The sequence below is a fragment of the Flavobacterium tistrianum genome (assembly GCF_003254545.1).
Taxonomy (GTDB): Bacteria; Bacteroidota; Bacteroidia; order Flavobacteriales; family Flavobacteriaceae; genus Flavobacterium; species Flavobacterium tistrianum.
In genome coordinates, this window is sequence record NZ_QJRH01000057.1 from 56,032 (window position 1) to 69,623 (window position 13,592).

At 32.6% G+C, this 13,592-nt stretch carries 7 protein-coding genes; 2 read left to right on the plus strand and 5 right to left on the minus strand.

The annotated features are described in order from the left end of the window. Positions 1 to 16: 16 nt before the first annotated feature. Positions 17 to 2,083, minus strand: coding sequence for a TonB-dependent receptor plug domain-containing protein (locus tag DMB71_RS02125; RefSeq protein ID WP_111363237.1), 2,067 nt, complete (start codon positions 2,081 to 2,083; stop codon positions 17 to 19). 105 nt (positions 2,084 to 2,188) lie between these two features. Between DMB71_RS02125 and DMB71_RS02130 the strand changes: the two genes are divergently transcribed. Beyond that, positions 2,189 to 3,091 (plus strand): DUF6607 family protein, encoded by a 903-nt coding sequence (locus tag DMB71_RS02130; RefSeq protein WP_111363238.1) that lies wholly within the window; start codon positions 2,189 to 2,191, stop codon positions 3,089 to 3,091. A 71-nt stretch (positions 3,092 to 3,162) separates the two neighbouring features. Here DMB71_RS02130 and DMB71_RS02135 read toward each other — a convergent pair whose 3' ends face one another. From DMB71_RS02135 to argS, 3 genes are all read right to left on the minus strand, one after another. After that, positions 3,163 to 4,635, minus strand: coding sequence for a RagB/SusD family nutrient uptake outer membrane protein (locus DMB71_RS02135; RefSeq protein ID WP_111363240.1), 1,473 nt, complete (start codon positions 4,633 to 4,635; stop codon positions 3,163 to 3,165). A 4-nt stretch (positions 4,636 to 4,639) separates the two neighbouring features. Further along, the gene (locus DMB71_RS02140; RefSeq protein ID WP_111363242.1) at positions 4,640 to 7,810 is read right to left on the minus strand and encodes a SusC/RagA family TonB-linked outer membrane protein; all 3,171 of its coding nucleotides are present in this window, start codon (positions 7,808 to 7,810) and stop codon (positions 4,640 to 4,642) included. A 410-nt stretch (positions 7,811 to 8,220) separates the two neighbouring features. Then, on the minus strand, positions 8,221 to 9,999 hold the full coding sequence (argS, locus tag DMB71_RS02145; RefSeq protein WP_111363244.1) for an arginine--tRNA ligase: 1,779 nt from the start codon (positions 9,997 to 9,999) through the stop codon (positions 8,221 to 8,223). A gap of 329 nt (positions 10,000 to 10,328) precedes the next feature. On the opposite strand from argS, the gene DMB71_RS02150 reads away from it, so the two are divergent. Then, entirely contained in the window at positions 10,329 to 12,749 is a 2,421-nt protein-coding gene (locus tag DMB71_RS02150; RefSeq protein ID WP_111363246.1) for a TonB-dependent receptor domain-containing protein, read from the plus strand. A gap of 93 nt (positions 12,750 to 12,842) precedes the next feature. Here DMB71_RS02150 and DMB71_RS02155 read toward each other — a convergent pair whose 3' ends face one another. Next, positions 12,843 to 13,514, minus strand: coding sequence for a copper homeostasis protein CutC (locus DMB71_RS02155; RefSeq protein ID WP_111363248.1), 672 nt, complete (start codon positions 13,512 to 13,514; stop codon positions 12,843 to 12,845). Positions 13,515 to 13,592: the final 78 nt, after the last annotated feature.

Genomic DNA, 13,592 nt, shown 5'->3' on the forward strand with positions numbered 1-13,592 from the left:
GTTAAATAAATATTGATTAAAAATTATATTGAATTCGTGCAAAAAACTGTCGACCTGCCAAATTGCTAATTTGGCTAGGGTCTGTAAAATCAAATAAATTATTGGCTCCTGCCTGAAGCATAAATTTATCTCCGATATATTTTGAAATTGACAGGTTTGTTAAGAAGTAACCATCTACAAATGTGTCATATTTGTCAAGTATCTGATTACCGTTTGTATCAAACATTCCGTATTTGCTTCTATAAAAAATACGTAAGTTGATGTCTGTTTTTATTTTAGGAATAGTGTAGGCGAACTTAACATTAGCCGTATGTTTTGATCTGTTAAACAATCCAAAATAATCGGATTTCTTAATTTGAATCGTCTGTAAATCTGAGTTACGGATATATTGATAATCTTCGAAATTATCCAAAACAGATTTGTCTTTTGCTGTTAAAAACTGATATCCAAATGATACTGATAATTCTTTTGTGAAATCGTAAGTTGAATTAAACTCTAGACCGTAAGTGAAAATTTTACTGATATTAAAATAACTGAAGACATTCTGACCATTAGTTTTTTGAGCAACAACTCGAGTATCAATTAAATTTTCGATTGAATTATAGAAAGCATTGACGTCTAATCGTAATTTATTTCTCTTATAAAAAGTTCCAAAATTGACATTTATTGAACTTTCTGGCTTCAACGGTTCACCAAAATTTACTCCATCTACTCTAGACAAAAGCTGGCCTTGCTCTTCAAGTTGATTTAAGCGATCTTCAGCAACGTTGTATCCCAAAACGGTATATCCAACTGAAGGATTTGTAAAATCAAAATACAATTGACGAAAATCTGGAGCTTTGTATCCATATCCTACAGAAGATTTTAAAGAAAAATTCTCATTAACCTTATAATTGACTGCTAATTTTGGGCTAAACTGTGAAGCATATTCACTATGATTATCATATCTAAATCCAGCAAGAACGTTCCATTTCTCAGTTGGATTGTAATCGTATTGCAGGTAAACATATTGCGAATTAAAGTTTACTTGTCTTTCAAAATAAGTTCTATCTAAAGTCTCATAATTGACTCCAACTCCACCTGTCAGTTTATCATTTTTTAACGAAAGTGTCGTTCGAATTTCTGGTCGAACTAACCATTGATTATAATAAGCACTTTCATAAAGAGTATTATTCTTATCATTTAAAAAGGAATCATTTTTATAATTCGTCGTGTAAAACTCATATTCAGAATACACTTTCGAACTCCATTTATGCTCAAATTTAATTTGCGAGTTCCATTCTTTTTCTTTTGCATCACCTTTGTAGTTTTCAGAATCGATAATTGCAACGTTATCCATTTTCATATCGTAAAAACGGTTGTTTACAATTAACTTTAGATTCTCTGAAAAATCGTAATATATCTTAGGTTGGATTGTGAAATTATAAAATGGCTCCACATTTTTTAGTGGCGTACTTTTATCTAAATCATAACCATCTGTAGAATAAAAATTAGCAAAAAGATTAGCTGAAAATTTCTTCTTTTTCCACAGCAAATTCGTATTAGCATCATTGGTGTTAAAAGTTGCGTATCGATAAGAAAGACTTCCCGTAAACGTATCTTTTTTTGGTCTTTTTGTAATAACATTTATTACTCCTCCCATGGCTTCAGAACCATACAATGCTGAAGAAGCTCCTTTAACAATTTCAATTCTCTCTATATTTCCGACAGAAACCCTAGATAAGTCCAAAACACCAGCACTTCTACCCACTAATGGCACTCCATCAATTAAAATCATGGTATAAGCGGCATCCAGTCCTTGCATTTGAATTCCCTCAAAACCACTTTCGTCAGGAATCAAAATAATACCGGTTTGCTCGCTTAAAATTTCATTTAATCTTGTAACTCCAGACTTCATAATTGCTTCAGATGTAATAATTGTCATCGGCAAAGGCAATGACGAAAGCACTCTTTCTGTTCTAGTTGCAGTAGTAACTTTAACTTCTGACAATTCATTTGTTTTCACACTATCTTTTTTAACCTCTTGAGAAACAGAAATTTGACAAAAAAGTACAACAGCAAAAAGAGTAATTTTAAAATTCATTATTTTTATTCAGTCTTAATAATCGATGCAAATATATAACTATTTTTAATTGTTCTAAATAAAATTTATATATTTGCGAAAATTTTAAAAACAAAACAATAAGTTATGATTTCAAAAAGCCTATTTATGTCAGCCGCTATGGCTTTAACATGCAGTCTTGGTTTTAGTCAGGACAAAAAACAACAAGACATTAAGTCAATTAAATCGATGTGTGGTTGTTATGAAGTGAAGTTTAATTTCACAGAAACTTTCTCATACCCTAAAGATTCTCTTACTTATAAACCTTCTGAAACGAAACACGAATCTGCTTTAGAATGGGTTGAGTTATTAGAAGATACTCCAAACAAAATCGTAATGCAGCATTTACTTATTGTAAGTCCTGATATGATTATCAAACACTGGAGACAAGATTGGCTTTACGAAAACACAGACTTATATACTTTTGATAAAGGCAATTCTTGGAAATACAAAAAGCTAGATAAAAAAGCTGTTAAAGGTCAATGGACTCAAAAAGTATATCAAGTAGATGATAGTCCAAGATATGAAGGTTCTTCAACTTGGGTACATGTTGACGGACAAGATTATTGGGCAAACGTTGCAGATGCTCCGCTTCCAAGAAGAGAGCAGACAAAACGTAACGATTATAACGTTTTGAAAAGAAGAAACATTCACGAAATCACTGCTACAGGGTGGAATCATGAGCAAGACAATGATAAATTAGTTCGCGACGATACTGGAAAAGATGTTTTATTAGCTCAAGAAAAAGGATTTGACGTTTACACTAAAGTAGATGATTCTAAATGTATTGCTGGACAAAAATGGTGGAAAGAAAATAATGCGCTTTGGAAAAATGTTCGTGACAAATGGCAAACTCTTTTTGACAGACACCAAGACTTAAACTTAGAGGCCAAAGTTGACAGAAAAGCACTTTACTCTCTTCTATTTGATTTGAAACCAGATGCTTCAAAAGCAGAAACAGATAAAATCATTGACAAATTTGTTAAGTAATTAAAATTAGTTGTTGTAAAAAAGCCGGGAGTTTTTTGAGACTTCCGGCCTTTTTTTATTTTTCTTTTACTCTACAATGGATTTTGAACAATTAGTGGATTAGCATTAATTTCAGCTCTTGGAATCAACCATTGCCATCTATTATCTGAGGGAGCAACAGTTAAAACTCCATTTGTAATACCAGCATCGTGGTTAGAATTTGTTCTATCTAATGTCGAATTTGTTCTTTTTAAATCATAAAATCTGAAACCTTCTCCCCACAATTCAATTCTTCTTTGAAGTAAAATTTCATCAACCAATGCTTGTCCAGAATTTGTTGATAATGTATAGGAAGGGTTTCTTGTTTTTTCGAATTCAAAAAGTACTGCAGCGGCATCTGCGTTTCCAAGTCTTGCTTTTGCTTCTGCTTCTATTAGATACATTTCTGCAACACGCATATATGGAACATCACATCTACTATCACCAGTACTGATAGCTAAAAACTTTTGGCTCGTGTATGGAAATTTTGCAAAATTTGAAGGAAGTGCCAATGCTGCATGTTTTCCCGTTTTATCAAAAATCGTAGAACGCACATCAGTTGGCGGAATCATGTTATACAGTTTGCTGTTGATTGCCTTTGGACAAGAACGTATAACCGTTGAACTAAAATTTCTAGACATGTAAGCTCCAAAATTTCCAAAATACTGAGTTTGAACTTCATTAATATGACTTCCCCACATCCATTCTTTATTATTATAATCATTAAAACCTAAAGCATATTCAGAAATTGGCATTAAAGTCTTTGCAGTTCTAGCCTTATTTGCATATTCAGCCGCAAGCGACCAATTTCCTTGAGTTAAAGCTACTCTTGCTTTTAAACCTTGAGCAACCTTCAAATCTAAATGTGAATTGTTTGGTTTTGTATAGTCAAGCAATAAAACATTAGCTTCATCTAAATCTTTATTAATTTGAGCATACACTTCTTCAACCGTTGAACGAGGAAATTTGTCATTTCCTACACTCAATATAATAGGTACTCCAAGTTGAGAATTTGTTTCACCATTTACATATCTCTTGCCAAATAACTGTACCAATTGATAGTGACAAAATGCTCGGTAAAGCAAAGCCTGTCCTTTTACAATTTTCTTATCAGCATCAGAGCCAATTGCAACATCTGCTGCATTTATTATTGTATTTGCATTTCTAATGATTCTATAATAAGTCCTATAAGCAAAACGAATTTCTGAAGAATTTTCATTATTCATTGCACTCCAGTTATATACTGTCAAAAACCAGCCATTTGTAATTGGAAAAACCACGTCATCACCTGCAATATCAGTTTGCTCCATTAAACCTCCTAATCCTGCCTGGCTTTGATCTTCATAACTATAATATAATGACCTATGAATACCATTCAAAAGTGTCATTAAATTTTCCGTTGTTTTTGTCGCTCCATCATAATCAACAAACTCTGTTGGCTTTTTATCTAAAAAGTCTTCAGAACATGAGCTTAAAAAAGTCAACACTATAAATGCGAATAATACTTTTATATAATTTGATTTCATAATATTAAAAATTTAAATTCACTCCTAATGAAATTACTCGAGATGGTATATATCTATTTTGAGTCGTTCCATTAAAAGTTTGAGTTGGATCCATCCCTTGACGCTTTGTAAACAGCATTAAATTTTCTCCGTTTATATAAACTGAAGCATTATCAATTTCGAATTTTGATATAAACTCTGAAGGTACTTTATATGATAAATTGACTTGTCTTAATGATAAATAATCAGAACCTATTAACCATCTATCAGAAGCTGCACTTGCAGGAGTATTTCTATTAACGTCCAATCGAGGTACATCAGTTATATCACCAGGCTTCTGCCATCTTCTAAAAATGTCTGTGCTTAAAGCAGACCCATAATTATTACCTGTATGCATTAAAGTCGCATAATTAGTATCATACATTTGACCACCAATTTGGTAAGTACATACTACATCTAACTGAAGTCCTTTATACTTAAATGTATTTCCAAAACTTCCAAACAAATCTGGAATAGCTGAACCTGCGTAATGGTACAATGCTTTATTTTGATCTGTAGTCACATTTATACCATTTACAACTCTTATTGAAGTATCACTCGAATTTACAAATTTTGGATCTGCAACAAATAATGCATAACCATCTGAAGAATCAACACCATACCAGTCTCTTAACCAATAGTCATATATAGAATGTCCTACAGAAAGTTTTTTGCTTCCATCAATAATTTCTCCCTGCGGAAGATTTGTAATTTTGTTATTAATTGTTGATGCATTAACATTTAAACTCCAAGAAAAATCTTTGGCTTTAACGATAACACCATCTAGTGAAATTTCAAATCCTTTATTGACCATAGAACCAATATTTTCTACCCTATTGTCTAAACCAGAAGATAATGGATTAGGTACTGAAAAAATTAACCCATCAGTATTTCTATTATAATACTCTACACTCCCTTTTAATCTGTTTTTGAACAAGCTAAACTCTACAGCAATATCTTTTTGAGTATTAACCTCCCATTTTAAATCTGGCGCGGCTGCAGCATAAGTAACAATACCACCTTCACTTCCATTATCATAACCTAAACTATAGGTAGGCTGACTAACATAATAATTTAATCCATTAATTTTTGCTCCTGCATCATTCGTATCGCCAATTATATGAGAATCATTTCCAACTTGCCCAATTGAAGCTCTAAATTTTAAATCATTAAGCCAAGAGTGATCCTTTAAGAAATTCTCTTTAGAAATTACCCAAGCTCCACCTAAAGACCAAAAGTTGCCCCAACGATTATTCTCAGAAAATTTTGAAGATCCATCTCTTCTTAATGATGCCGAAAAAATATACTTACTCATATAATCATAGCTAGCTCTTGAAAAATATGACTCTGTGGCATAATTTCTTGTATAAGAAGTCAAACCAGTAGTTGTTGCATAATTAACAAATTCAATAATGTCTGGGGCTACTTGACCTGTTTTACTGCTACTGGTCCAATTTGTCTCATAATCGAAACTTTCATGTCCTAATAATACATTGAATGAATGTTCTCCGATTTTCTTCGAGTAATTCAATAATTGGTTGTATGTAATTCCAGTTAAAATTTTATCTTCTTTTGCCATCAATCCAGTTGGCGCCCCATCTCCAATTTCAGTATTATAGGAATAAGTTCTGTTTCGATATGTTTTGTCAATAGAAGCATTTGTTGTAAATTTTAAATCCTTAGTAAATGAAATTTCAAAAAAAGTTCGCGCTGAAAGAGCTAATCCTTTTACTACATCAGTATCATTTAAAGTTTCATAAACAACATTACGTCCATTGGAAGCCCCTGATCCACGAACAGTCGAATAAACGCGATCACCATTTACATCAAGTACATAATCTCCGTTTGCTGTATGATCGAAAACAGGATAAATTGGTCCCATTGTTCTAATAGTTCTAAATGGATTTTTAAAAGAGCTTGTATTTTCTACTCCATCAGTACCTAATTTTGAATTCGTTAAAGTTCCAGATAGATTTACACCTGTTTTAAACCATTCTTTTAAACTTGTATTTAGGTTCAATCTTCCCGTTGTTCTTTCGAAACCAGATTTTTGTATGTATCCTTCTTCATCCAAATAACCTAAAGAAGCAAAGTAGTTCGATTTTTCAGATTTTCCCTGATAAGAAAAATCCACATTCTTACGAACTCCAGCTCTCTCTAATTGTTTAGCCCAATCAAGATCTTCAGGATACAATAACTTTGCATCAGGATTTAATTTCCCATCGGTTCCAACTATACTTCCGTTTGGAACATTAAATGGGTTTGTCACTAATACAACAGGAACTCTTGCGGATGCATAAATATTTGCTGCATCAATCTCTGCTTGATTGCTCATTGGACGACTATTTCTAATAGCTTCCCATTCTAAAGGATAGTAATCTAAAGCATTTACTCTTTTATAATCTTTAATAGATCGAGAAGTCATTCCCGTACTTAAATTAAGCGAAAATTTATCCTTTTGTGACTTTCCTGATTTTGTAGTGATTATGATTACACCATTTGCTGCTTTTGAACCATATAAAGATGTAGAAGAAGCATCTTTTAAAACGCTTAAACTTTCAATATCACTTGAATTTAAATTGCTAATATCTCCGGCGTAAGGAACGCCATCTACAATATACAAAGGAGTGTTTGAGCCATTAATTGAACTAAAACCTCTTATTCTTACCTCGGGCGCGGCTCCTGGCTGACCTGCTGAGCTTTGAATTTGAACTCCTGAAGTACTCCCTTCTAAAACAGAAAGAGCATTGGTTAAAGGTCTATTTTCTAGTTGCTCTGATTTAATTTGTGTAGCAGATCCTGTATATGTACCTTTTTTTGCCTTACCATAAGCCACCTGTACCACAACTTCTTCCAATTGCTCACCTCCTTCTTGCAATTTAACATTTACAGAAGATGAATTCCCAACAGTAATAGTCTGATCTTTCATTCCCATGTAAGAAAAGACCAAAACATCACCTGTCTTTGCCTTTATCTTATATTTTCCATCAAAATCAGTTTGAACACCATTGCTGGTTCCTTTTACCACAACATTCGCACCCGGAATAGGTCCGCTTCCATCTGAGACAATTCCCGATATTGTTTTCTCTTGTGCAAAAAATACTTGCGTAAAAAGAAGAAACACAAGAATTGTCAATCCTTTAAATTTTTGTTTCATTATTTTGTTTTTTTAATTAGAGAGGGCGAACTTAAAAAATTAAAATAATTTTAACAAGAATTAATCACTAATTAACATACTAATTTGAAATATTTTACTTACAAAATAAAAAACCGCATAGATTGTAGATCCATACGGTTTTGATTCCTTTTATATTTTTTTCTAAAAGCTTACTAATTCAAAATAGTTAAAAATAATAATAGGAAAATATCTTAAAAAGCTTAGAAACACTCATGTTAGACTCCTATTCAGCAATGAGTTAATTACTAAAACTATTATATTTATTTTTACAGGAGCAAAATAAAAGAAGTATATTCTTTCATATTACTTCTGAAAGTCAAAAAAGCAATAAAAAAAGCCAATAGTTTTAAAACTACTGGCTTTCTACTTATTGTATGTATTTTTAATTCTTACATTCTCTCAGGAACTTCAATTCCTAATAATTGAAATGCAGATTTAATCACTTCGGCAACTTTTTGAGAAAGCTGTACTCTGAATATCTTTTTAGTTAAATCAACTTCTCCTAAAATATGAACTGACTGATAAAAAGAGTTATACTCTTTTACTAAATCATAAGTATAATTGGCAATTAATGCCGGGCTATGATTTTGAGCAGCGTTTTGAATTACTTCAGGGAAAAGTTCGATTTGTTTCACCAATTCTTTCTCTTTTTCATGCAATTCTTCGATTTCAATTTTATTAGAAAAATCAAAATCAGCTTTACGGATTATCGATTGAATTCTTGCGTATGTGTATTGAATAAAAGGACCTGTATTTCCAGCAAAATCAACAGATTCTTCTGGGTTAAATAAAATACGTTTTTTAGGATCTACTTTCAAAATGTAATATTTCAAAGCTCCTAATCCAATTGTTTTATACAATTTCGCTTTTTCTTCGTCAGAATAGCTATCTAGTTTTCCTAAATCTTCTGAAATCTGTTTTGCTGTATCGGTCATATCTTGCATCAAATCATCAGCATCTACAACCGTTCCCTCACGGCTTTTCATTTTTCCAGATGGTAAATCAACCATTCCGTATGATAAGTGATATAAACTTGAAGCCCAGTCAAAACCTAATTTTTTAAGGATTAAGAATAAAACTTTAAAGTGATAATCCTGCTCATTCCCTACCGTGTAAACCATTCCTCCAACATCCGGCATATCTTTTACACGCTGAATTGCTGTTCCGATATCTTGTGTCATGTAAACCGCTGTTCCGTCTGAACGTAACACAATTTTACGGTCAAGACCTTCGTCTGTCAAATCTATCCAAACAGAACCGTCTGGATCTTTTTCGAAAACGCCTTTATCTAAACCTACTTGTACAACATCTTTTCCTAAAAGGTAAGTGTTGCTTTCGTAATAATATTTATCAAAATTAACTCCAAGATTGGTGTAAGTGGTTGCGAAACCTTCATAAACCCATTCGTTCATTTTTTTCCAAAGTGCAATCACTTTTTCATCACCAGCTTCCCATTTCTTAAGCATATCTTGCGCTTCGATAATAATCGGCGCTTGCTTTTTGGCTTCATCTTCTGTTTTACCAATTTCGATTAAGCCGTTAATTTCATTTTTGTAAGCTTTATCAAACTCAACATAATATTTCCCAACCAGTTTATCACCTTTTAAACCAGAAGTTTCAGGAGTTTCTCCGTTTCCGAATTTCTCCCAAGCCAACATCGATTTACAGATATGAATTCCTCTGTCGTTGATAATTTGCGTTTTGTAGACTTTTTTACCAGAAGCTTTTAAAATCTCTGCAACAGAGTATCCTAACAAATTGTTACGAACGTGTCCTAAGTGCAAAGGTTTGTTGGTATTTGGAGAAGAATATTCTACCATTACTGCTTTTTCTTCTGGGTTCGAAGCAATAAAACCAAATTGTTTTTGATCTTTTATTCCGTTAAAGAAATTTACATAATAAATGTCTGAAATCACAATATTCAAGAAGCCAGAAACCACATTAAAGCGAGCAACTTCAGAAACATTTTCTACTAGATAGTTTCCAATTTTATTTCCCAATTCAGCCGGATTACTTTTAATCACTTTTAGCAAAGGGAAAATTACCATTGTAATATCTCCTTCAAACTCTTTTCTAGTAGTTTGAAACTCGATTTTATCAACAGTAACGTCAAATAATGCTTGTATTGCTTTTTGTATAGAAGGTGTAAGAATTTGTGATAATGACATGTAAACTTATTTTAAAGTGAGCAAAGATACTGCTTATTCATCAATTAGAGAAAATCAAAAACATATTAAATTCAAGAAAAGAGTTTCAATTTGACAAAAAAGCATAAATATTAATTGTTAAAATTATCAAAAAACCAAAAGGCTAATCTATTATAAAACAGCCAATGAGAAAAAAAATATGCTTTTTTCTGAAATTTCTTGTAACATATCAACCGTAAAAGAGTCTTAATAGAGACTTTATTTTTTTTTGAAGTCAGGAAAAACAAAAAGAGAAAAGCTAACAAAACGAAATCATCATCAATCAAATCAAAAATAATCAGTAAAAAATCATGAAATTAAAATTCTTTCTGTTTGCGTTATTAGGGATAATCGCAACTGCACAGGCCCAGAATACTGGAAGTGTTTCTGGAAAAATTACAGAAAAGTCGAACAATGCACCGATTTCTTACGCGACAGTTTCGCTTAAAGAAAATGGAAAAGTGGTTTCTGGCGTAAACACAGACGATAACGGAGACTTTTCATTTAAAAATATTGCTTTAAAAAGCTACACTATCGAAATTCAGTATATCGGTTTTAGAAAATATATTGGATCTGTTCTTTTGAGTGAAAACAAAAAAACTGCAACCGTAAATGTTGCGCTTGAAGAAGAGGCTACTCAACTTAAAGGTGTTAACATTATCGCAGAACGTTCTACAATTGAACAAAAAATTGACAGAAAAGTAGTTACTGTTGGTAAAGACTTAACAACCGCTGGAGCTTCTGCATCTGATATTATGAATAATATTCCTTCTGTGAACGTAGATCAGGATGGAAAACTTTCGCTTCGCGGAAATGACAATGTGCGTGTATTAATTGACGGACGCCCTACAAATATCGATCCTGCTCAGTTGTTGAAACAAATTCCGTCGACTTCTATTAAAAAAATCGAGTTGATTACAAATCCAAGTGCAAAATACAATCCAGAAGGAATGTCTGGTATTATTAATATTGTCTTGCATAAAAATGCCAATACTGGTTTTAACGGAACTTACAGTGGCGGTATCACTTTTGGCGAAACTGCAAAATACAATCAGTCTTTAGATTTGAACTACAAAACTGGAAAAGTAAATTTCTTCGGAAATGTAGGGCAAAATTTTGGAACATACCACAACAAAGGTTTTATCCAAAGATTTGATGAAGATATTGTGCAAAAAATTAATGTTTTAAATGATAACGATTCATATTTGTACAAAATTGGAATGGATTATTTAATTGATGATCACAATACTTTATCTATTTATACCAACCAAAATAAATCTAACGGAAAAGGTTATGTAGACACTAATATTGATTACAATAATGTAACTGGTTCTGATATTTCTAACATTTTCCAAAAATCAAGATATTGGGGACCAGATCAAGTTGGAACATACAATTTGGCATACAAACACATCTTTAAAAAAGAAGGTCACACTTTAGATTTTGAAGCAAACTATAGCGATAACAAAGAAACCCAAAATGCTTCTTTTGATACTGAAACGACAAAAACAGACAATACTGCAGGAAACGTCTTCTATGAAGATTATTTGAAAGGAACCCGAAAATTAAGCACAGTAAACGTAGATTACGTTAATCCGTTAAACGAAAAGACAACATTTGAAGCTGGTGCTGAAGCAAGAATTACCAGAACAGAAAACGATTATATTACTGGAAATCCTTCGCTACCTATTGCAGATCAAACGTCTCACTATACTTATGACACAGATATTTATTCTGCTTATGTAACATTTGGGCAAAAATTCAAAAAACTAAGCTATCAAGTAGGTGCGCGTTTTGAAAGTTATAAGGTTCAAGCCAACTTAAATTATGGTAAAGATAAATTTGATGATGATTACATTACTTTGTATCCATCTGCTTATTTAACATACAATATTACTGAAAAAAATACTTTACAGTTAAGCTACAGCCGTCGTGTTGACCGTCCGAGTTTAGAGCAGACAAAGCCTATTCGTGAATTTGCTACTCCATTAGTGACTTCAATAGGAAATCCTGATTTAAGACCTCAGTTTACCAATTCTGTCGAGTTAAATTATACTAAAACCCTTGAAAAAGGAAGTTTTACAGCGGGTGTTTTTGTGAGAAGCATTAATGATCAAATCAGCAGAATTTTATATCCAGATCCTACGGATGCAAGCGGGCAAAAGCAGATCATGAGTTTTACAAATTTTGATCATAATACAGCTTACGGATTTGAAATGTCATTCAATTATAAAATCACAAAATGGTGGGATATTCAACCGTCGATTGATTTTTCTAGCATTGACCAATCAGGAGTTATATATGCCTTTATTCCAGAAGAAAATAAAATTGGCCCAACGAATAAAACCGTTACTGTTGCTGCATTTAATGGACGTATGAACTCTAATTTTAAAGTAAACAAACGTCTAAGTTTCTTAGCTTTTGGATTCTATAGAGGTGCAACAGATGGGCTACAGAACAATAGCCACGAAATGTACAAAATGGACATTGGTACACGCTATACGTTGCTAGATAATAAAATGAATTTAAGTGTTCGTTTCAATGACGTTTTCAATACTATGAAATATGCTTTCGACACATTAAATCCTTATCCTCAAGCGGGTCAGTTTACATGGGAAAGCCAAACAGTATATTTTGGTTTGACTTACAACTTTGGTGGTGGAAAAATCAAAAATTTACAGCGTAAACAAAGAGACGACAATACTAACAAAGGCGGAGGCGGAATGTTCTAAGCCTGAGAAGATTTTAAATAATTTTTGAATAATTTTTTGTAGAAAAAAAGTCTGGAGATTGCCACCTCCAGACTTTTTTTGTTTTATGGAAAACTATAAAAAATTGCGTAATTCTTTTATTTCTTCAGGATTTGCCGTTTCAGAATTATCTGTTATTGCTGAGGAATGATAGAACGTTAAATCTAATTTTTCTTGAAGCAATTTAATGTTTGAAGATCGCAAACCGCCTCCAGGCATAATTTCTATTCTATCACCAGCCAATTCTTGAAGTCTCGCTAAAGCGTCAATTCCTTCTTCTACATTTATTCCCTGACCAGAAGTTAGAATGGTTTTAAAACCGCAATCAATTACAGACTCCAAAGATTTTTCAGGATTTTTTACGACGTCGAAGGCACGATGAAATGTACACGGCAACGGATGCGCTAGATGGACTAATTCTTTATTTTGCTTTTTACTTATTTTTCCGTTTTCCTTTAAGATTCCAAACACAAAACCGTCGACCCCCAATTTTTTATATTGCTTAATATCTTGCTTCATTTCGGTAAGCTCTTCATCCGAATAAACAAAATCGCCACCACGAGGTCTAATAATGACGTGCATTTTTATATCAAGACTTTCACGGACCTTTACCACTAAAATTGAGTTTGGTGTTGTTCCGCCCAGTTTCATGTTTTCACATAGCTCAATTCTATCCGCGCCATTTGCTTGAGCAATTAATGCCGATTCATAATTAAAACAAGCTATTTCCAGTTGATTTTTTTTCATTTTGATTTAAATAGTTTTTCTCCAAATGAAACCTAACAGGTTTTAAAAACCTGTTAGGTTTGAGTACGCAATTTATAA

What these genes read in the sequence shown, in the direction of transcription:
- DMB71_RS02125 (WP_111363237.1), bottom strand. Translation starts at nt 2,083, where the DNA reads ATGAATTTTAAAATTACTCTTTTTGCTGTTGTACTTTTTTGTCAAATT.
- DMB71_RS02130 (WP_111363238.1), top strand. Translation starts at nt 2,189, where the DNA reads ATGATTTCAAAAAGCCTATTTATGTCAGCCGCTATGGCTTTAACATGC.
- DMB71_RS02135 (WP_111363240.1), bottom strand. Translation starts at nt 4,635, where the DNA reads ATGAAATCAAATTATATAAAAGTATTATTCGCATTTATAGTGTTGACT.
- DMB71_RS02140 (WP_111363242.1), bottom strand. Translation starts at nt 7,810, where the DNA reads ATGAAACAAAAATTTAAAGGATTGACAATTCTTGTGTTTCTTCTTTTT.
- argS (WP_111363244.1), bottom strand. Translation starts at nt 9,999, where the DNA reads ATGTCATTATCACAAATTCTTACACCTTCTATACAAAAAGCAATACAA.
- DMB71_RS02150 (WP_111363246.1), top strand. Translation starts at nt 10,329, where the DNA reads ATGAAATTAAAATTCTTTCTGTTTGCGTTATTAGGGATAATCGCAACT.
- DMB71_RS02155 (WP_111363248.1), bottom strand. Translation starts at nt 13,514, where the DNA reads ATGAAAAAAAATCAACTGGAAATAGCTTGTTTTAATTATGAATCGGCA.